Annotated in this window: 6 protein-coding genes; all 6 read right to left on the reverse strand. The window is 75.4% G+C overall.

Features of this window, described 5'->3' with window-relative positions; all coding sequences use genetic code 11:
* Nucleotides 1-5: 5 nt before the first annotated feature.
* The 6 genes from ACFYWQ_RS02520 to ACFYWQ_RS02545 all read right to left on the reverse strand — a co-directional run bounded on the left by ACFYWQ_RS02520 (nucleotide 6) and on the right by ACFYWQ_RS02545 (nucleotide 22,136).
* Nucleotides 6-791: a hypothetical protein gene (locus ACFYWQ_RS02520; protein ID WP_389512046.1), complete on the reverse strand. Its 786-nt coding sequence runs from the start codon at nucleotides 789-791 to the stop codon at nucleotides 6-8.
* Nucleotides 792-1,450: 659 nt separating this feature from the next.
* Nucleotides 1,451-3,445 carry a hypothetical protein gene (locus tag ACFYWQ_RS02525; protein WP_389512048.1) on the reverse strand — a complete coding sequence of 665 codons (1,995 nt, stop codon included), beginning with the start codon at nucleotides 3,443-3,445 and terminating at the stop codon, nucleotides 1,451-1,453.
* A gap of 208 nt (nucleotides 3,446-3,653) precedes the next feature.
* Nucleotides 3,654-4,268, reverse strand: coding sequence for a response regulator transcription factor (locus ACFYWQ_RS02530; RefSeq protein WP_389512049.1), 615 nt, complete (start codon nucleotides 4,266-4,268; stop codon nucleotides 3,654-3,656).
* Between the two features lie 212 nt (nucleotides 4,269-4,480).
* The gene (locus tag ACFYWQ_RS02535; RefSeq protein WP_389512050.1) at nucleotides 4,481-7,987 is read right to left on the reverse strand and encodes a right-handed parallel beta-helix repeat-containing protein; all 3,507 of its coding nucleotides are present in this window, start codon (nucleotides 7,985-7,987) and stop codon (nucleotides 4,481-4,483) included.
* Between the two features lie 128 nt (nucleotides 7,988-8,115).
* Nucleotides 8,116-9,351 (reverse strand): ricin-type beta-trefoil lectin domain protein, encoded by a 1,236-nt coding sequence (locus tag ACFYWQ_RS02540; protein WP_389512051.1) that lies wholly within the window; start codon nucleotides 9,349-9,351, stop codon nucleotides 8,116-8,118.
* 113 nt (nucleotides 9,352-9,464) lie between these two features.
* Nucleotides 9,465-22,136 carry a hypothetical protein gene (locus ACFYWQ_RS02545; protein ID WP_389512053.1) on the reverse strand — a complete coding sequence of 4,224 codons (12,672 nt, stop codon included), beginning with the start codon at nucleotides 22,134-22,136 and terminating at the stop codon, nucleotides 9,465-9,467.
* Between the last annotated feature and the right edge of the window lie 3 nt (nucleotides 22,137-22,139).

Genomic DNA, 22,139 nt, shown 5'->3' on the forward strand with positions numbered 1-22,139 from the left:
TACCGTCACGACCGGTCGTGCGTGCCGGTGGACCACAGGGCGCTGCCCTGGTGGAGGATCGTGACGTTCCCGTCGTTCTGGAGGCAGAGGATCGCACCGTCATGACCCGCGGTGCCGCTGTTCCAGAGGGGACGTCCGCCGCGGTCGTAGACGACGAGGTTCCCGTCGCCCTGCATGATGACCCGGTTGCCGGCGCCGCTCGTCCCGGTGGACCAGCGGGCGGTGCCGTACTCGTCGTAGAGGACGAAGTCGCCGTTGGTCCGCATCGTCATGGTGAGGCGGTCGGTCGTCCAGGACTCGCCCGGTGCGAGCTGCTGGTTCGGCTGCACGACCGTCGTCGACCAGCCGCCGGCGGGGGTGGTGACCGGCGTGGGGGTGGCGGCGCGGACCGTGGGCTTGGGGCTCGCCGTGGGCCCGGGCGTCCCGTCGGCCCGGCCGGACTCCGGTGCGGCACCCCTCGTGGGGCGGACCGAGTCGGCCGCGTGCCCGGCCGGCGCCAGGGCCTCGCCGGGACGTGCGGCGGCCCCTGTCCGGCCGGCGCCACTCGGCACCGGCGTGCTCGTCCGTGTCGGTACCGCCGGGCCGGGGACGCGGGTGCCGGGCAGCGCCGCCGCGGCGTCCGGCGTCGCGGTCTCCCCGCGAAGATCGGACCTGACGGCCTCCGTGTCCTCCACGGGACGGTCGGACTCCCCCGCCATGAGGAGGAACGGCGTCCCGAGCAGCACCGTACCCAGCAGCGCCAGACCGGCGGTCTGGAGAGCGAGCTGACGACCGGGACGCGGCGGGTTCATGGCGGCGGGGGTGGAGGCGGGGGCGGGATCCTGTGCGGGCTGGGGGGCGAGGGTGGGATCAGGGGCGGGGGCGGGTTCGGGTTCGGGGTCCTGTGCGGGCTGCGGTGTGGGGTCGGCGGTGGGGGCGGAGGTCTTCCACCGGAAACGGAGGCCGGCCAGCAGTCCGGCGGGGAGGGCACCAGCGGTGCGGGGCGGGGCCTCCGTCCGGGGGACGGTCTCCGGAGACGGGGCGGTCTCCGCTGGTGTGGCGGTCGCCGACGACGGGGTGGTCGCCGCTTGCGGGCCGGCCGCCGCTTGCCTGACGGTCGCCGCTTGCGTGGCGTTCGCCGACGGCGGGACGGTCGCCGCTTGGGTGCTGGTCCCCGCGCGGGGTGCGTGCTCCCGCTCCGGTTCCCGTCGTTCGGCGGTCTTCGCCGCCGTGCTGCGTGCGGCGGCACGCGGGCCGGGGGCCGCCGACGGTTCCGTTCTCGGCTCCGGTCGCGGTTCCGAACACCGTTCCGGTGCCGGCCGCGGCTCGGGTCCCGCTGCCCGCCCCGGTGCGGCGGCCGGGCTCGACGGCGCCCAGGGAAGCGGCTGGTGCCATACGGCCGACTGCTCGGGCGTGCCGTCGTGCGCCCTGTCCGGTCCTGCCATGTCTGTCTCCCGTACCTCTCGTTCGTTCATGCCGTGTGTCCAGCCGGGTGTGCCGTGAGCGGGGCCGTGAGCGCCTGCCGCAGTCCCGCCAGTGCGGCCCGGTCCAGTCGGGCGGTCGGTCCCTCGCCCTCGGTGACCTCCTCCGAGGCGGGCACCTCCCGCAGCAGCACCCTCGCCGGCGGCCCGTCGGTCACCCGGAGCACCCGGAAGGCGGTGCCGGGCAGGAAGACCACCCGGTCGGGTACGCCGGGGTCCAGCGCCTGCGTGGGGCGGGCGGTGACCGACCAGACGAGGAACTCGACCTCGACCTCGGGCCCGGCCTCGCTTCCGTCGGCGTCCGGGCGTCCGTCTCCCTGCTGCCGCAGGCTGGTCGACGCGGGCCAGAAGCCCCACTCGGTGACGAGCCGGTGCGGCCGGCTCCAGTCGGCCATCGCCGCGCGGGGAACGGCGGCACGCACCACGGCCGGGCCCCGGTGGCAGGGCAGCCGGCGCAGTTCCGCGGCGATGCGCCGGGCCAGGGGCTGGTCCGGCGGCGGGCCGCCGGGCCCGTTCCCGGCGAGGCAGCGGCGTACGGCCGCCAGGTCGGTGAGGCCGGTCAGATCGATCAGCTCAGCCAGATCGGTCAGCTCGGTCAGCTCGGTCAGCTCGGCCTGTGGGGGCCGTTCGGGCGAGCCGGGCCGGGGCGCCGGGGCGGGCGGCGCGGCCCGCGGTGTCCCGGGCGCGTCGTAGGACGGCAGGACGCGGCAGTCCTGCCCGGCGGCCGTTCCGAGCCGGTCCCGTACCTGCCGTGCGAGCTGCCGCAGCCGGTCGGCGGTCGCGGCGGACCCGGCGTCGTACCAGATCACCGCGTGGGCGGGGGCCAGTGGCGCGCGGCGGACGCGGTCCGCGTCGGACGGCGCGTGCGGCGGCCGCAGCCACAACCCGCTGCGGACCACTTCGAGGACCACGCCGGGCGCGTACCGGTACGTCTGCCGGTAGACCTCCTCCGTGATCTCCGCGAGGCCCGGCAGCGGCCGCCGGTGGGCCACGATCCGGGGTGGCGCGGCGGGGCCGCCGCCGGAGGGGCGCGGGGTGTGCTCGACCTCCCGGGCGAACGGCCGCCACCCGCGTGTCCCGTCCGCGAGGACGGTGTGCGTCCGCGCGTCGGCCCCGGCCCGGGCGGGCTCCGGGATCCCGGCGCACAGGGTGACCGGCCCGCCGAGCAGGTCCGCCAGTCCCTGTCCGAGGTCTCCGCCGGGCACCGCGACCGGGCCGTACGCCACGAACCGGGCCGTGCGGCGCAGGGCAGGTGGCAGTGCCGCCCACCATCCGGTCACCGCCTCCGCGGGCAGCGCCGGCCCGCCGGGGCTGCCGAGCACGACGGTCAGCCGGTCGGTCCGGGCGGCCAGCTCCGCGGTGAGCCGCCACCGGTGTGCGCGGGGGCCGTCGTCGCCCGGGGTCCGCAGCCAGACCCCGGCGTGCAGCGGCTCCGCGACGGCGCCGTCGGCCGGCCGCCAGGTGGTGTCCCGCAGTCCGGGCTCCCACGCCGGTTCCGGGAACCGGCGGGAGACCCGGCGCGGCACCACGCCCGGCCGGAAGCTGAGCCAGCCGGAGCCGTGTCCTTCGGGCACCCACAGCCAGCCGTCGGCGGCGGGGCGGACCGGGCCGTCGGGGGCCAGCACCTCGCGGCGCAGCAGATCGGCCAGCTGTTGCGGGGCGGCCAGTGCGTCGGCGCCCTCCTGCCGCCCGGGGACGACGCGGAAGCTGCGGCCCCGCCGGCGCAGCAGTCGTGCCGCCGCCTTCCACTGCTCGGCCGGAGCCCGCGCCGGCAGGTCGACGACCACCCGGGTGTGCCGGGGGTCGGCGGCCAGGCCCGCGGCGAACGCGACGGCCAGGTCGTCCCGGCGGTCCGTGGGCCGGATCAGCAGCGCGCCGCCGCTGTCGGCGCACTCCAGCCGGGTCTCCCCGGCCGTCTCCCCGGCGGTTCGGCCGCCGGCGGTCTCGTCGGTGCGCGGCGGGTTCCCGCGCAGCACGGTACGCATCAGTGGGTGGCTCTCTCTGGGTCCGGCGCGGCGGGCGGGACGGCGGGCGGCGGGGCCGGCGCGGGGCACCGTAGGGCAGCGGGGCACCGTAGGGCAGCGGGTGGTGCGTCGGCGGGGGCGGGGGCCGGAGCGGGCACCGAAGGGAGCGGAGGCTTCCCGTTCGTACCCGACCGGGCGTCTGCCCGGTGACGGGCGGTGCCGGGCATGATCAGATCAGTCCGGCGCGGATGGCGTACGACACCGCGTGGACCCGGTTGCGCAGTCCCAGCCGGCCCATGACGGAGGAGACGATCTTCTTGATGGTGCGCTCGGAGTAGCTCATCCGCACGGCGATCTCGGACAGGTCCATCCCCTCCGAGACCAGGCGGAGCACGTCGATCTCCCGGGAGGTGAGCCCGGAGGGGGTCAGTCCCCGGGGGCGCAGGACCTCCCGCTGGACGTGCTCGATCTGGTCCAGCAGCCGTCCCTGGACCGTCGGGGGCAGCCACGCCTGCCCGTTCGCGACGGAGACCACCGCCCGGACCAGCGCGGTGGGGTTCGCCTCCGCGCGCCACAGCACGGCCCGTACCCCGCACTCGACGGCGGCGGTCGGATCGACGTACCAGCCGCCGCCCACCACCAGGACGAACCGGGCCCGCTCCGGCGCGGGCAGGCCGCGCAGGACGTCGAGCGTGGCGGCGTCCGCGGTCTCGACCGCCACCACCACGGCGTCGGCCTCCTCAATCGCCGCCGGCACGATGTGCGGCCTGCGCTCCAGGCAGGACGCCAGCCCGACCTGGGTGATCGGGTCGGCGGCGTGCACGGCTACACGGGGCTTGCTCATGTCATCGTCCTCAGTCTGGCCGGCTCCTGCCGCACGGTCGTGTGGAGGCGTGCGGAGGAGGAACGGAACACGGTGGTCGGCCGGCCGGTCGGGCCGACCACCGTGGTTCGATGGGGTGACCGAGGAAAAAGTTCGGAACGGATCGGAAAGAGTTCGGAACCGGTCCCGAACCGGGTCGGGTCGGATGTGGGTCGGGGCGGGTGTCGGGCGGGTCAGGCGGGCAGGTCCTCGGGGAGCAGCAGCCGTAGTTCGTCGAGGGTCGGGGCGGGCGACGCGCTCAGCCGGAACGCCTGACGGGTGACCAGCGACTCGAAGACCTTGCGGGCGTGGCGGGCGTTGCCGAAGGAGCGGTCGCGTTCCATCGACGCGAAGTGCTCGCGCAGCCGGTCCGACAGGCCCGGCCCGCAGGTGTAGCCGTTCGCCTCGGCCTGCCGTTCCACGATGACGACCAGGTCGTCGGGCGCGTAGTCGGCGAACTCGACGCGGTGCGAGAACCGTGAGGACAGTCCCGGGTTGGACGCCAGGAAGCCGTCCATCTCCTCGGTGTACCCGGCCACGATCACCACCACGTCGTCGCGGTGGTCCTCCATCAGCTTCACCAGCGTGTCCACGGCCTCCTGCCCGAAGTCCGTGCCGCCGCGGTCCGCCCCGCCGGGGGTGAGGGTGTACGCCTCGTCGACGAACAGCACGCCGCCGCGGGCCCGGTCGAAGGCGTCGCTGGTCATCTGGGCGGTGTGGCCGACGTAGCGGCCCACCAGGTCGGCCCGTGCCACCTCGACGACCTGCCCGCGGGACAGCACGCCGAGGGCGGCGAGCAGCCGGCCGTACAGCCGGGCCACGGTGGTCTTGCCGGTGCCGGGCGGCCCCGAGAACACCACGTGGTGGCTGAGCGTCGCCGTCGGCAGTCCGGCCGCCGCGCGCCGCCGGGTGTTGGCGAGCAGGTGCACCAGGGAGGCCACGGTCTGCTTGGCCTCGTCGAGGCCGACCATGGCGTTCAGCTCGCCGAGCAGCACGTCGAGTTCCTCGCGCCCCGCCTCGCCGCCCCCGGCGCCGCCGGGGGCGGCCTGGGCGCCCAGGTCCTCGGGGGTGAGCCGCAGCATGTCGGCCGGTGCCACGTCCGGCTCACCGGCGAGGCGGAACGCCTGACGGTCCACCATCTCCTCGAAGGTGCGGCGCGCGGTCCGCCCGTTGCCGAACGTGTCGTCGCGGGGCAGCCGCTCGAAGTGGGCGGCGAGCGTGTCGGCCGTGCCCGGACCGAGTTCGTACTGGTGCCGTCGGCAGATGTGCTCCACGATCGTCACCAGCTCGTCCACGGTGTAGTTCGGGAACTCGACGGTGCGGTTGAACCGGGAGGCGAGGCCGGGGTTCGTGGCGAGGAACCGGCGCATCTCCACCGAGTAGCCGGCGACGATCACCACCGTGTCGTCGCGGTGGTCCTCCATCAGCTTCACCAGCGTGTCCACGGCCTCCCGGCCGAAGTCCGCGCCGCCGCCCCCGTCCGACTGCGAGGTGAGGGTGTACGCCTCGTCGATGAACAGCACCCCGCCGCGGGCCTTCTCGAACGCCTCCGTCGTCTTGATCGCCGTACCGCCGATGACCTGCGCGACCAGGTCCTGACGGGCCACCTCCACGATGTGCCCGTACCGCAGCACCTCCATCTCGGCGAGGATGCTGCCGTAGAGCCGGGCCACGGTGGTCTTTCCGGTGCCGGGGGGCCCGGCGAAGACCATGTGCCGGCTCATCGGCGGGGCCGACATGCCCATCTCGGTGCGGCGCCGCGCCATCTGGTTGAGGCTCACCAGGGTCTTGACCTCGCGCTTGACCGAGTCGAGGCCGATCAGCGACTCGAGTTCGGCCAGGGGCGAGGTCCGGGACCGCTGCTTCCGCGGCCGGCTCCCCTGCCCGTTCCGCCCGCTCTGCCCTGGTTCGTCCGTGTTCGCGTCCGTGTCCGCGTCCGTGTCCGCGCCTGCGGCACGAGCGCGGTCGCGATCGGCGTCGCGGTCCCGGTCGAGGTCGGGGTCGCGGTCGGGGTCGCCGTCCGCGGCGGGTCGGCGGGGCGGATCCGGCGGTGCGGCGTGGGCGTTCCGGGGGGCGGGGGATCCTGGCGCCTCCCGCGTCTCCCCGTGCACGTCCTCCGCGCCGTTGGACCGGCTGACCAGCTGCTCCAGCAGCGTGCTCTCGCTCACCACGGTGCGCCGCAGGCCGCTGCGGCCGTTCTCGAAGGCGGCGCAGTTCCTGAGGACGACCCGTTCCGCGGTGTGCAGCAGGATGCCGTCGCCGGTGTTCTCGAACGCCTCGCAGTCGGTGAGCGTGCCCGTGCCCCGGGCCGCGATCATGACACCGGCGCGCCCGCAGCCGTGGAACCGCGACCGGGTGGCCGTCACGTCCGCCCCCGCGGCGACGGCCAGGCCGTCCGCGTCGGCGCGGAACACGTCGCAGTCACGCAGGGTGCCGGTGGCGGTCCCGGCGACCGCGAAGCCGTTGCCGCCCGCCTCCCGGACCAGTACGGCGTTCAGGAGCGGACGGGAGGAGTCGGCCATGCGCACCCCGGACTTGCGGACCTCGCCGATCTCCACGTCCTCGTACCGTCCGCGGGCGGTGCCGGAGACCTCCACGCCGTGCCCGTCGCAGGCGGTGAGGGTGACCCGGCGCAGCAACGGGTTGGCGTTCTCGTCGGTGCGGACGCCGGTGCCCGCGGGGCCGGTGACGTGGAGCCGGTCGAGTTCGGGCGTGGAGTCGTCGGTGAGGTGCGTGCCGTCGGCCGCGCCGCCGCGTACCGTCAGGCCGGTGAGGACGGGCGACGCGTTGCCGCCGACCCACAGCCCGGCCCCGCCGGCGTCGCGCACCTCGCAGTCCTCGTACCTGCCGCGCGACTTGTCACCGAGGCGCAGGCCCTGCTGTCCGGCCCCGGTCACCCGCAGCCTGCGCACCACGGGCTCCGCGTCGCCGGACGCGGTCAGCCCGTGTCCCGCCGGGTCCTCCACGGCGCAGTCCTCCACCAGCACCCGGTTGCGGCTGGAGATGTGGATCCCGACGCCGCCGACCCCGTGGACCCGGGTGCGCAGGACGCGGGTGGCGCTGCTGTCCTCCAGCGCGATGCCGGGCTTGGCGGTGGCCGAGATGTCGCAGTCCTCGATGGAGCCGCGCCCCTCGCCGTTGACGAAGACGCCGTTGCCCGCGGCGTCCCGGACCGTGCAGCGGCGGATCAGCGGGTTGCCCCGCTCGCCGATCACCACACCGGACGCCGCCAGGTCCTCCAGCCGGCAGTCCTCGACGACGCTCTCGGCCTCGCCGGTCACCACCACCCCCGCGCCGGCCGCGTTGGTGACCCGGCTGTCCCGCATCGCCAGCGCGCCGCCGCCGCGGGCCAGTACGGCGGTCCACGCCACGGCGCTGATCTCGCAGTCGTCCAGCTCCAGCTGGCCGTCCGGCACGTCGACGGCGGGCAGTTCCCCGTCACCGCCCCGGATCACCAGACCGGTGAGCTTGACGGCCTCGGCGGTCGCCGTCACCGCGGTCCCGGACCGGGGGGCGAGCTCCACCGAGCCGCGCCCCTCCGCCGCGACGATCGTCACCACGTCGGTCAGCACCAGCGGGTCGCTGTACCGGCCGGGCGCCACCGTGATCAGGGCGCCGCTGCGCGCGGCCCGGACGGCGTCTGCGATGGACGCGTGACACCCGGCGTCCTCCGGGTCGACGGCCAGCACATGGCGTGTCATGGGGTGGTGCTCCTCTCCGGGCCGGGCCGGGTGGCGCGGTTGCCTGGCGGGGGTTGCTTAGGGGGTGCTTGGTCGGGGGTTGCCCGGTCGGGCGTGAGGTGTCGGTGGGGCGGCGCGGGCCGGGGCGGTCAGCGGCTCACCCACTTCTGGTGCGCCCTGCCGTTGCAGGACCACAGCTGGAGCCGCGCGCCGTTCTGCGCGTTCGCGTCGACGATGTCGAGGCACTTGTCGGCCGCCGGATTGACCAGGTCCTCACGGCTGTTCAGGACCCACTTCTGCTGGGGGCGGCCGGCGCAGGTGTCGAGCTGGATCGGCGATCCGTCCTCGCCCGCGTGCCACACGCTCGTCAGGCACAGGCCCATGGCCCGCAGGGTGCCGTCCGAGTGGAACTCCCACCGCTGGTTCTCCTGCGGGGCGCAGTCCCACATCTGGAGGTTCGCGCCGACCACGGCCCGGTAGTCGGGGATGTCGACGCAGCGCCCGTTCAGCTTGCTCACGATCTGGCGGTACGTGGTCGACTGGGCGGCCGACTGCGGGACCGCCGCGCTGTCACCGCCGCCGGTGGCCGGGGTGCTCGTCGCGGCGCCGCTCTTCGTCCCGGCCTTCGTCCCGGCCTTCGCGTCGTCCGGCGCGCTCGTGCGGGGCACGCCGGTGGTGGCCGGGCTCGGTGTCGCGGGGCCGTACTGGGCCGGGACGGGGTTCCCGCCGGACCGGGAGGTGCCCGAGGCGCTCGGCCGGGCGGTCGGAGAGCCCGAGGACTCGGCGGGGACCGGCACGAAGCCCGGCTGCTCGTCGTCCTGCGGGAGCCCCGCGGGCAGGTCGTCCCCGTGGGACGACGCGGAGTCGGAGGAGGACCGGTCCCCGTCGTCCAGCGTGGCGATGCCGAACGGCGCGGCGATCAGGAGCAGTCCGGCCAGGGCGGCGCCGGCCAGCACCCCGGACGACAGCCGCCCGGTCAGGACACCGTGGCCGGCCTCCGGCTCCGGGGCGGCGGCCTCCGGCGGCGTCCCGGGCGTCCGCGCGGCCGCGTCGCCCGTGGCCGAGCCCGAGGGGCCCGACGGCCCGGACGGGTCCGCGGCGGCGGACGCCTCCGTCCGGGCCGCGCCACGGCCGGAGGAGGCCGTCGGGGTCGCGGGCGGCGTCTGGGCCGGAGTCCGGGACGGGGGTTGCGCGCCGGGTGAGCCGGTGGTCCCGGACGGGTCGGGTCCCGCCGGTCCGTTCCGCTCCGCGGAGGTGGACGCGGACGTGGACCCGGACCCGGACGCGGTTCCGGACGCGGACCCGGACGCGGTTCCGGACGCGGACCCGGACGCGGCCCCGGACGCAGTTTCGTCGTCCGGGGTGTTCGCTGCTCGTTCGCTCATGACGTGCTCTGTCCTCTTCGGCGCTGTCGCTGGTGGGGAGATGGAGAAGGAGATGGGGTGCGGGGCGGGTCCGGCGGATCATCGGGGCGTGCGCCGCCGGACCGGTGTGCTCGTCACGGGTTGAGGCGGGTCAGCCACTTCAGCTCCTCCGCGGTCGGAGCTTCTTCGGGGGCCTGGAGGGGTGGCGGGGCCTGGGACGGCGGGACCTGAGGCGGCGGGGCCTGCGACGGCGGAACCGGAGCCGACCGCTCGAGCTCGTCCGGGCCGCCCTGTTCCCGGGGCTCCTCGCGGGGCGGGGCGTCGCTTCCGCTGTAGTGCTCGCCGCCCCGTCCACCGCTGCCCGTGCTGCGGTAGAGCTCGATCAGCCGGGTCGCGCCGCGCGGGCCGACCTCGGAGCCTCCGCCGCGCGTCGGCCCGTCGCCCTGTCCGCCGCCCGTGGAGACGGCGAACCGTACGTCGAAGGCGTGGGCCAGCAGCAGGAGGAAGGTCTCGCCCTCGGCGGACGCCCAGCGCCCGCTCCAGTCCTGGACGGCTTCCGTCAGACGGGCCAGTTCGTCGTCCTGGAGCGGCGCGTCCCTCAGCAGCCGGTCGCGCAGTTGTTCGTCGGTCGAGGACGCCGAGTCGTCCGAGGGCGCCAGACCGTGCGCGCGCAGCTGGTCCAGCACCTGCCCCCGGTCCATGGCCCACACCCGTGCGGTGAACCCCTCGGACGACTCGCTGCCGCGGTACTGCCAGGCCAGTTCGGCCGGCAGCGGCCCGGCGTCCCCGCCCAGCGACCGGGCCACGTGCTCCGCCATGGCGGCGGCGAGCTGGGTGTGCGGACCCGAGAGGAGGACGCCGAACCGGGAGAGGACCTGCGCGTTCCTGGCCAGGTCGCGACGCACCCTCGCGGGGTCGCCCAGCCATGCGTAGGCCACCGGGTCGTCGGCGGCCAAGCCGGGCAGCCGGTCGCGGACATAGCCCGGGTCGCTCGCCATGAAGGCGTACAGCAGACAGTTGCCGTCGGCCGGCACCTGCTGCGGGACTCCCTGGGCCCAGAGACGCACCGGCTCCTCCGGCGCGCCGGGCGCCTCGGGCACATCGGGCGCCGGGCGGGCGGTCGAGTGGGGGGCCGGCTGATCGGCCGGGTGGGCGGAGGCGGTGGACTGCGGTTCCGCCGGCACGTCGGGCGCCGGCACGACGGCGGTGCGAGGCCCGCTGGCGTTCGCGTCCGACGGCGCGTGGGGCGCGGGCGGGTCGGACGGGTGCAGTCCGGTGGTCTTCGCGTCCGACGGCGCTTCGGGCGCGGGCGGGCCGGCCGGTGGTGCGGGCGGGTCGGCCGGTGGTGCGGGCGGGTCGGCCGGTGGCGGGGCCGGCTGCTGGGGGGCACCGTGCTTGGCCAGCACCGGCTCGACCGGAACCCCCCACCGCGCCGACATCCGCCGGGCCACGTTGCCGACCCAGCGAAGCGCCTCCTCGGCGGTCACCTTCCGGACGCTGTCACTCATGTACCGGCCGGACTTGTCGTTGACCTCCCAGCGCCCCTTCTCCTCGTTCCACGCCAACTCACCGCTCACCCTGGCCGGTTGGACCGACGTCCGGCCCGAGGCGTCGAAGCCCAGCGCCGTCGTCGGATGCCCCTGGCCCTCCAGCCCCCGCCGCAGCTCCTCCTCCGTCAGGTCCGGGTTCCTGGCCGCCATCCGGTCGAACAGCTCCTGGAATTCGCCTCTCTCCAAGGCTTTTTCCATCTCCTCCACCCCGAGATGGATGTCGCCCTCCGCGTCGACCGAATAGAGCCAGGTCGCCGCCTTGCGCTCCAGGAGCGTCGGACGGAAGTCGTCCAGCGAGTACCACAGCGGATTGACCCGGACGGGGCGCTTCCCCGCACCCGCACCCGCACCCGCACCCGAACCCGCACCCGCACCCGCACCCGAACCCGAACCCGCACCCGCGCCCGCGCCCGCCCCCGATCCCGTGCCCGAACCCGCACCCGGATCCCCCGGCGGCGAAGCCTGTTCCCGCTCCTCGTCCTTCACCTTCTTCGGCCCGGCGAGCGCGCCGTACGCGTGGTCCAGATCGGTGCCCGGAGCAACGCCCCAGGACGGCACGACGGGCGCCGGAGGGCCGGCCGGCGGGTCCGTGGCGGGCGTCGCGGCCCGGCCGGTCACCGGGACGGCGAGCTGGTAGTGCCGGTCGTCCAGGCTCAGCACCAGGTGAGTGCGCCCGGCGTCGGTGCCGTCGTCCACGAGGCCCAGGGAGCGGAGCCGTTCGGCGGCCGTCCCGGTGCCCGGGGTGAAGTCCTGGAAGCTGCCGTCGCCGCGGACGACGGTGACGTCCACGCCGAAGGTGCGGGCGGCGAGGAGCGGGAGCAGGTCGGCGGCGGCGTGGTCCCAGCGGGTCTCGTCGTCGGCCGTCCCCTGCCGCCGGAGCTGGGCAGCGGCCAGCCGGGCCCGGGCCCGGTCGTCCAGGGTCACCGAATGCGGCATCACTCCCAGCGCGTCGAACTCGCGGCGGCCCGGTGTGTCCGGTCGCAGGTCGGGGACGGGACCCGTCCCCTGGACCTCGGCCGCGGTGAAGACGTCGGTGTGGTCGGGGGCGACGGCCGCGAGGAGGTCCGCGTCGGCCGGGTCGGTCAGCCGCTCCGACAGCAGTCGGCGCAGCTTGGCGGGCATCTCCGGGTCGGAGGGGACGATGCCGTGTTCGGCGGCGAGCGGCGAGCCGGCCTCGACGAGGCCCCGGGCGAGCGCGTGGAAGAAGGCGTCGCCGTCCCTCGGCACGTCACGCAAGGTGTACTCGGTCCCGTCGGGCGCGGTCAGCCGGGCGTCGGCGGCGGTCCCGGTGGGCCCCGTCCCGTCGGTGGCGGTGGGCCGGGGAGCGGCGGCGGTCCCGGTGGGCCCCGTCCCGTCGGTGGCGGTGGGCCGGGGGCCGGGGGCGGTCCTGGTATAGCGGGGGCGGGCCGGGGCGGGGGCCTTGGGCGGGGCGGGCTTCTTTGGCGGGGCCTGATGGCTCACGGGGGGCGGCTCCGCCAGGTCGCCGAGGTGCTGCCGGCCCTCCTCGGTGGCGGCGAGCCGGTGCCACCGGGTGAGCCGGTCGGCGCCCGCCCGTACCCGGTGGTACTCGGCGGCGGCGGTCTCCGCGGTCTCGCGCAGTGCCGTGAGTTCGGCGCGCCGGGCCTCGAAGGCGGCGCGTGCCGTGTTCAGCCGGCCGGTCGCCGCCTCCACCTCCGCCCGGGCCTCGTCGTGGGCCCGGGCGGGTCCGGCGAGCCGCCCGGCCGCCTCCTGCTGCCGGGCGCGTGCCGCGTCGGCCCGCCGGTCGGCCGCGTCGCGCAGTGCGGCCGCGGTCCGCCGGGCAAGCCCGGAGTCGGCGGCCGGGGACGGCTGAGCGGGCGGTGCGCCCGCCGCCCGCTCGGCCTCGGTGAGCCGTGCGGGCGTACCGGGCAGCGTGTCCGCCGCCCGCTCGGCCTCGGTGAGCCGTGCGGCGGCCTCGTCGCGCAGGCGGCGGGCGGTGCCGACCGCGCGGTCGGCGTCCTCGCGCGGCCCGGCGGCCGTCCGTTCGGCCTCGGCGAGGTCGGCGGGGGCCTGCCGGAGCCGGTCGGGATCGGGACCCTCACCCGGCAGTTCCGCCCGGCCGTGCAGGGCGTCGAGGGTGTCCCGGGCGGTGTCGGCCGTGGTGCGTGCCGTGGTCGGGCCGTCGGCCGCGGCGTCCAGGGCCCGGCGGAGGGCGGTGTCGGCGGCGTCGAGGGCGTCGGCCGCCTCCGTGATCCGCCGTGCGCGGGCGTGGTCCGCGGCCGCGTCGTCCTGGGCCCGCCGGAGCTCCCGGTCCGCGGCGTCGGCGGCCTCCCGGACCGGCGCGAGGCTGCGCGCGGTGTCCGCGGCGGCGGTCCGGGCCGTCCTCAGGGCGCCGCTCGCGTCGTCCACGGCCTCGCGCAGGGGGAGCGCGGTGCGGCGCTTCTTCCAGTACGCCTTGTCGGCGTCGGTCCACGCCTTGCTCGCCTTGCCCACGGCGTCCCAGGCCGCCGAGACCCGGGACGGGAAGTTCGTGTCGTCGATCAGGGCGAGGTCGCGGGCGACGTCGTCGCGCACCCAGGCGAGGACGTACGTCTCGGAGGTGACCGTCCTGGGCCCCGGCCTGAGGAACCCGAAGGTCCCGGCGACCGCCTTCCCCAGGCGGCTGTCCTTGACGCCCCGGTGCACGTCGGCGACGCTGAGCCAGCTGGTGGGGACGGCGAACAGGAACTCCCGGCCGGTCTTCGGCTTGACGTTGACCGAGGACGCGTGGTCGCCGCCGACCGGTGCCCCGTCGCCGTCGGCGGCGTACGGACCGGTGACGGTCGTGGCCAGCTGGTTCAGGCCGGTCTGCTCGGACCGTACGATCACTCCGGCGCCGAGGGCGGAGTCCTGGACGTTCTCCTGCGCGACCGAGGTGCTCGCGCCCTCGCCGGTCTCCCGGAGCACCTCGATCTTCTTGCCGTCGGCGACGGTCAGCAGCACGGCGCGGCTGAAGTCGGGCCGGGAGAACAGCGACAGCTGTCCGGTGTCGGTGCCGACGAGGTGGCGGTGGGTCAGCCCCGGCACCTGGTAGCCGGTCGGGGTCAGCGTCCGGTCGTAGAAGGTCGACAGGGCCGTGTTGTTGGTCCCGTCCTCCAGCGCCTGGGCCGCACCGGTGCCGAGCCGGGTGAGGCCGGTGTCCCTGGCCCGCAGGAGCAGCCGCGAGCGACGGCGGTCGGCGTCGGCACGGGACATGCCGGCGCCGGACGCCTTGCCACCGGGCTGCCTGTCCCCCGACTGCTCGCCACCGGACTGCTTGCCACCCGACTGCGTGCCACCGGACTGCTTGCCACCCGACTGCTTGCCACCCGACTGCGTGCCACCGGACTGCTTGCCACCCGACTGCTTGCCACCCGACTGCGTGCCACCGGAGTGCCTGTCCCCGGACGCCTCGTCGTCGAGGGCGGAGAGGTTCAGGCCGTAGGACTCGGCGAGGGCGCGGTTGTTGGCCTCCTGGACGTGTTCGAGTCCGATGATCCGGCGGACGTGGAACCCGTTCTCGGGGACGGTGAACGGCTTCCGGGTGCCGTCCCCGTACCGCACGCCGGGCTCCCGCAGCTCGGGCCGGACACCGGCGCGGGGAGGTGCCGTGAGCGTGAGGTCGGGCGGGGCGAGCCGGGGGTCGGTGACGGGCAGGTGGGGGTCCGGGTCGGGCACCATCAGGCTGAGCGGGACGTGTTCGCGCAGTATGCCGACGGAGTCGGTCTCGGTGACGGTCGTCGCACCGGTGAACCGGCGCCGGGCCCGCTCCAGCGGCCCGGCGGCGTCTCCGCGCGCCGGGTCCTGGGGCTGCCGCGATCCGGTGGCGTCTCCGCGCGCCGGGTCCTGGGGCTGCCGCGATCCGGCGGCGTCTTCCCGCGCCGGGTCCGGGCCGCGCGGGCCGGTCGGGGCGGAGTCCGGTGTCACCTCCAGGGTGATGCGGAGCCTGTACGGCGTGGAGATCTCGGCGTGCGGCTCGGTGGAGGCGGCCCGGTAGGTGGTGCTGGAGGAGACGGTGTGGCCGGAGGCGACCGTGTGCCGGGAGGTGCCGGACTCGGAGTACGTGGGTCCCGCGGCCACCGCCGTCGGGTCGCCGGTCTGCACGCCCTCGCCGGTCAGGAGGCCGACGTCGCGGCCCGTGGTGACGTCCGAGGCTTCCTGGACGGTCTCGACGGCCCGCCGGTTCTCCTCCATCTCCGTGCTGTGGTCGAGCATCTCGAAGGTGGACTCGCCGGGGATCAGCTCGACCCGTACCCGGGCCTGCCGGGTGCCGATCCGCAGGCTTCCCCAGCCCCAGCCGCCGGACCGGGCCGGGGACGAGACGCCGGTGCCGGTCATCTCCCGGTCGAGGGCGCGCAGGACGCGGGAGGTGACGAGCCGGCGGACCTGTTCCAGGGCGACGTCGTCGAAGCCGAGGTCCTTCACCTTCCGGTGGAAGCGGGCCAGCACGGCGGTGGGGTCCAGCGCGTTCACCGGGTAGGTGCCGAAGGAGTTGCCGCGCAGCCAGGGCTGCGGTGACCAGGTCCGCGCGGTGTAGGCGGGGACGTCGCCCATCCCGTCGTTGATCAGCTTGAGCCGGTGGGCGCTCTTCTCCGGCAGGTGCGCCATCCAGCCGCCGGGGACGGAGGTGACGGAACCGGCCGTTCCGGCGAGCGAGTCCGGGACGAGGGGCAGGTTCGCGGCGGTCGTCCCCAGCATGCCGGCGACCATCGCCGTCCAGTGTTCGACGGTGCCGGACACCAGCACCTGGTGGGTGAACCCCTTCAGGTTGAGGTCGGCGACCACGCTGCGGGTGACGGTCACGCTCTTCTGCCCGGACCACGACCAGGGGTTGACGGCGAGTCCGTAGGTGCCGACCAGTCCCGGACCGACGCCGTGGGGCTTGGCGTAGGTCAGCCGGCCGCCGAAGGAGAGGAGGGTGCTCCTGCTGACCTTGCCGGACGCCTGGGTGCCGCTGCCGAGCACCATCTCGGTGTCCATGGCGATCGGCCCGGTCAGCGGGTGGATGTTCCGCACCGCGGTGAAGTGGCGGAAGGTCGCCCACAGGGTGGCGTACGGCGACTTGCCCATCAGCGCGCCGATGCCGAAGCCGAGCGGTCCCGAACTCTGGTCGAAGTTGGCCGTCGCGTACTGCGGCTGGAAGGCGCGCATGATCGCCTCCCGTGCGGGGGCGCCTTCCTCGTTGTACTGCCACGTTCCGCCCGAGGCGCGCCGTACGACGTCCTGGACCGCGTCGGTCAGCCCGGGCGGCACGACGACGTTCACGGTCACGAACGGATGGTTCTGGAGGTCGCGGAAGGTCTGCGCACCGCGTCCGTCCGCCCGGCCCCGGCCTCCGCTCCGGGAGAGGTCGCCGGTGGCCAGCGCGTGCGCCCGTTCGCGGTCCATGGGCACGGTCTTCAGGGGGTCGCGGAGCGACCGGTAGACGTTGGGCGCGTCCGGCCGATGCGGGTCCACGGCGGGCGCGTGCTGGTCGGGGACGCTGATCAGCACCTGGCCCTTCACGGGGCCGCCGCGGATCTTCTCGCCGCCGGGGGCGGTGCCGATCAGCACGTCGCGGGGGCTGCTGAAGACGAACGGCTGTGTCCCCAGCAGTCCCAGGGTGGCGACCCCGCGCAGCATCCCGCGGAAGCGCCAGTACCCTCCGTGGCTCACCGTGAGCGAGAGGTCGTAGCGGTACAGGTGGGACGGCCGAATGCTCACCGACATCGGCTCGTTGGAGACGGTGGCGCCGTACCCGGACTCGGAGTCGCTCTGCCGCGCGTAGCGGCCGCCCAGCGAGAGGGCGCCCGTGTTGTCGGGGAGGAACGGCGCGCTCCCGGAGGAGTCCGGGTCCCGGAAGCCGAACATGACGTCGAAACCGCCGCCCACCGCGCGCTTGCGGCTCTCCTGGCCGTCCGTCCGCTGGCCGCCGGGGGCGCTGTGCCGCAGTTTGACGTCGTCCTGCCGGCCTTCGTACCGCCGGTTGGTGAGTTCGGCGTGGACCCGGAGGTGGCGGTGGCCCTGCCCTAGGGTGCCCGGCTCGGTCAGCCGGATCTGGACGCCGGTCGTGATCAGCGTCTCCAGGCTGCCCGCCAGGCCCTGCGGTGAGAGCACCGCGAGAACCTCCAGCGTGTTGGAGAGCGCCGTCCGGTACGCGTCGGCGTCGCCGAACCGCCCGTGCTCCGGACGGTTCGGCACGGACAGCGGGTCCGCCGGCTCCAGCAGGCCCCGCACCCGGTCCCGCACCCCCCGGCGCGACGGCGGGGCGAGCTGGTCGAGGGGCGCGACCAGCCCGGGGTGGGCCTCGGCGACCGCCGCGAGCACGGTGTCGGCGAAGTCGTCCGGCAGGGTGCGGCCGATGCCGTCGGTGTCGCGGGTGCGCAGCCCGTCGGCGTGCGAGAACTCCTCCACGCGGTGCATGCCCAGGGTCGGCGGGCGGTCCGGGGTGAGGTGGGCCGGGGCGAACGGTGCCGGCAGGCCGTTGCGCAGCGGCAGCTTCGTCCCGTCGTCCCAGCCGGCCAGCCGGCGGGCCTCGGAGCGGGTCATGCGGTCCACGCTCCAGGTGTGGAACCGCCGCGGCGGTGCGCCGCTGCCGCCCCGCCGTACGTACACCGTCTTCTTGACCAGGTAGAGGCCGGTGGGGTCGCCCTTGACCTGGCCGGACGTCTTCAGCGCCCCGAAGCCGCCCAGGGCGACCGACCGTGTCACCGAGTGGAGGGCGCGGAACGCCGGTCCGAACTGGAGCCGCAGGTTGAGGTGCCCGTCGCCGAGGTCGAAGAGGTTGAAGGCGGGCCCCAGGACGCCGTCGACGCCGAGGCTGACGCCCTTGGCGAAGCTCTGGTCGTTGCGGACGGTGGAGGTGTTGATGTCCCGCAGTTCGGCCTCGGAGGTCTCGCCGATGAGCGTCGCCCGCACCGGCACCGTCCGCTCCACGACGAAGACGCCGAGCGGGGTCTTCGCCCGGTCGTCGGCGAACAGCGGCGGCGTCACCACCCGTCCGGCCGACAGCTGGCGGGCGTGCCGCTGGAAGGAGTCGCTGGAGAAGAAGGCGTCGAGTTCCCGGTAGGCGGTGCTGCCCGGCCGCGCGCCGATCTCCTCCGCCGCCCAGTCGCGGATCCGCGCGACCGGACCGAAGCCCTCGGTGCGGACCAGCCGGTAAGGGGAGTCGTGGTCGAGCGCGATCGACCGGGGGATCCGTCCGGGCGCCGACGGTTTCGTCACGCTGTCGGGCAGCCGCAGCATCAGCCCGTCCCGTACGGCGAAACCGCCGCGCGCGGGGGTCCCGGGGCCGGTCGGGTCGGCGGGGTCGGGGGCCGAGACGACGTGCCCGTCGGCGTCCGTGACGGACACCTCGACGTACACGTCGTCCAGGTACACCTTCGAGCCGTCGAGGGTACGGGTCTCCATCTGGCCGGTGACCTGGTCGGTCTGGGTGTAGCCGACCTTGGTGCTGACGCCGGCCCGCACGTTGAGGCGGCCGAAACCGCCGAACGCCAGCGCGCCGAGCGGGCCGAGGAACGGTCCGCCCAGCCCGACCTGGGTGACGGACTGCACGCTCTTGCTCTGCCCGGCCTGGGTGACGGCCCGGTCCATGGTGTCGATCTTCGACGGGTTGCCGTACTCGTCGGAGAACCGCTGCCAGTTGCCGTAGTGGCGGGCGGTGAGGTGCAGAACCCGTTGCTGTCCCCGGGAGTTGGTGTACGGGAACGGGCGTCCGCCGGTCAGGCTCCGCGGCCGGCGGGTGAGTGCCGACCGGACGTCGGCCAGCAGACCGGTGGCGGCGCCGGGGTCGTCGCGCCCGGGTCCGCGCGGACTCAGCGACGGGTCACGCCCCAGGAAGGTGTCGATCTCGTCCAGCACCTCGCCGATGCCGCGCAGGGCGACGTCGCTCTGCCCGAAGGTGCCCGGCGTGGCCAGCAGTTCCGGCAGCAGGTCGTCGGGCATCCCCTCCAGCAGCGACGCCACGTCGTCGACGTAGGCGGGCATGCGCGTGCCGTCGTCGAACCGGGTGGGCGTGCGGCCCTCCCGCGACGGCGCGGAGGCGTCACGCTCCAGCCGGGGCGGACGGGTGCCGTCGAGGCGGGTGCTGATCCACTGCTTGTGCTGGGCGCTCTTCTTCGCGCTCTCCGGCGTGGTCTCCGGTGTGGTCTCCGGTGTGCTCTTGGGTGTGCTCTTGGGCGCGGTCTTCGGTGCGGTCTTCGGTGCGGTCTGTGTGACGGGGGCGGGGGCCGTTTCCGGGGTCGGGGTCGCGGTCGCGGTCGGTACCGGTGCCGGAGGTACGGGTGCGGGCCCGGCCTCGGTGGGGTCGGTGGGCCGGGGGCCGGGCTTGCGGGGCGCGCGGGGTTCGGCGCCGGGCGGCCCGCTCATCGTCACCACGGGGCGCGCGGCGGAGGTCGCGGGACCCGGGCGGCCGCCGTTCCCCGCGGTGGCGGTCGGATCGCCGATGTGGGCGTCCAGGAGGCTGAGGTGACGGCTGCGCAGGCCGCTCTGCCGGAGGCCCTTCGGAGCGGTCCGCGTGTAGTCGCCGAGCAGGCTGCCCGGGACGTCGGGGCGGTGCGGCGCGCTGTCGTCCCGCGACTCGTCCCGCAGGCCGAGCTGGTGCGCGATCTCGTGCGCGTAGTCCACGGGCTCGGCGTCGGCCCACCACACGGTGCGGGTCATCGGCAGGTCCCGGTCCACGAAGGTGACGGTGAGAGCGTGGGGATGCGGGTCGTGCGCCACCCGCTCCACGGTGACGTGCAGCCGGTCGCCGCCCGGCAGCCGGTGGCCCGGGGCGTTGAAGAACTCCTCGACACCGGCGCGCACCTTGTCCCAGACGCCGTCCGGCATGCCCTCCGGACCGACGGCGACCCGGACCGTCAGGTCGGTGACCTGTTCGCCGTCGTACTCGACGCGGCGCGCGTCGAACATGGACCGCACGGCGTACCGCGTGGACTCCCCCGGCCGGTTCGGATCGGCCGGCGCGGACACCGGATCGACCCAGGTGTGCGCGCGGGTGACGGGCGGCACCGCCGCCCGCGCGGCCTCCCAGGCCGGATGGCCGGTGAGCACGGGGGCGCCGGGCGGTACGGCCGCGTGTACGGCCGCCTGTACGGCACCGTCGCCGGTGGCCGGGCGCTCGGAGTCCAAACTGCCGGACTCCGCCGTGCCGGTGTCCGCCGTGCCGGTGTCCGCCGTGCCGGTGTGCGCCGTGCCGGTGTCCGGGTCCTCGGCGTCCGGGGACGGAGGCGTCCTCGGCTGCTCGGCGGAGGGGCGGGCCTGCTTGGGGTCGCCGACGGCAGGTGTCGTGCTGGTGGGGGCTGATGGGGATGGGCCGCCGTGGCCCGAGGCGGCCGACGAGGTGACGGGTGCGACGGGTGCGACGGGGCTGGACACCGGGCCGGACGCCCGGGGGGCCTGCGCGCCCCCCTCGGACGGCGACCGGGACGCGGACGGCTGGGAGGTGGACGGTTGCGACGTCGGTGACGGGGAGGTGGACGGCCGGGGCCCGGTGGAAGCGGTGGCCTGGGGCTTGGGCCGGGGGGAGACGTCGGCTTCGCCCGCTGCACGCGCGTCGCCGGCCGGGCGAGAGGGCGCGACGGACGACGACGGTCCCTGGGCGTTGTTCGTCCCGGTCGGTACGGAAGTGATCGGTACGGAACCGGTCGGTACGGAAGTGATCGGAACGCCCCCGGTCGACACCGACCCGGTCGACGAAGTGACCGGGTCAGGCGAGGTGACAGCCGGGTCGACGCTACGGTCCACGTCCACGCCTGCGACCACGTCCGCGTCGGTGCCCCTGCCCCTGCCCGTGCCCGTATCCGAAGCCACGTCCACGTCCCCGCCCCCGTCCCCGCTCAGGCCCGGTCCCCGCGTCCCGTCCGGTGCTGGGGCGGGGTCCGGGACGGCGGGGGCCGCGGTGGCGTCGGGGACGCCCGTGGTGCTGGGGACGCCCGGGGTGCCGGGGACGCCCGTGGTGTCGAGGTCGCCGAGGCGCCGGAGGTTCTCGACGGCGCTGATGCCGCCCTCGACGCCCGCGCCCGCGGTCGTGCCCGAGGTGAGGCCGGACACGAAGCTCCAGGCGTTCGTGGAGAGTTCCCCGGTGAGCACCAGGTTGGTGACGAGGTCGGCGAACGTGTTCGTCAGGCCCTCCTCGACACCCTCGCCGAGGAGGTCCAGGGCCTTGGTGACCACCGTGTCGCGCGTGGTGTTCACCGAGTTCAGCACCGTGTCGGGGAGCTCGGCGAGGGTGGTGCGCACACCGGCGGGCAGCCCCGCGCCCGCCCCGCCGCCGAGGATCTGGCCGAGCGCGTCCGCGGCGCCGTCGTCGCCCCAGTTCCGGGCGAAGGTCCGTCCGTAGGCCTCGCCCAGGTCGCGGGCCGCGCCCTCGCCGAGCTGCCGCCCGAAGTGGGTGCTGAACAGCTCGCCGAAGTCCTGGCCGAGCCGCGTCACCGCCTCGTCGCTCAGCTGCCGGCCGCCGGTGTCGCCGAGCGCGGACAGCAGGTCGTCGTCGTTGCGGGAGACGAGGTCGGTGACGCTCCGGCCCAGGGCGTCGGCCGAGACGCCGCCGGCACCGCCGCCGAGGTCCCTGACCTGGCCCCGCAGGGCGCTCCCGGTCCGGTTGGCGACGCTGCGGCCGAACACCTGGGCCAGCTTGGCCCCCGCCAGGCCCAGCCCGCCGGAGACCACGCCCTCGACGATGCCGCCGACGAAGGCGTCCCGGGTGAGGTCCCGGTCCCAGGAGTCACGGGTGCCCCTGCTGATCTGGATGCGCTGGATCAGCAGGTCGAGGGAGACCGCGACGGCGGTGTTGATGATCACGTGGGCGAGCAGGTGCTGCCAGAGGAAGGTGAGCAGCCGCAGCAGGAAGCGCGAGGTGATGGCCCGGTAGACCGGGATCAGCAGCAGGGTGAGGCCGAAGGTGCGGAAGGCGTTGGCGATGCACCAGGCGATCTCCAGGAGGAGCTGGAGCAGCTGCCCGATCGCCATGTACTTGCTGTATTCGACGTTGGTGGCGGTGGTGCGCGCGTACGCGGCGATGCCGGCCGCCGCCTCCTGGCCGGCGGCGACGTAGTTGGTGCGGCCCGAGGTGAACTCGGCGATGGAACGGGAGAAGGCGTCGGCGGCCCCGGCGTCGAACCGGGACCGGATGGTGCGGGTGACCTGCACGATCTGGTCGGGCAGGGCGGCGAGCCCCTGCGCGGTGGCGAGGTATCCCTCGCCGAGCGCCCGCAACTTGTCCTCGTTGAGCTTCGGGAACTCCATGCCCGTCAGCGCGAGGAACAGCCCGCGCAGTTCGTCCGACGCCTCGACCGCCATGGG

This window comes from Streptomyces sp. NPDC003247 (assembly GCF_042888135.1).
GTDB lineage: Bacteria > Actinomycetota > Actinomycetes > Streptomycetales > Streptomycetaceae > Streptomyces.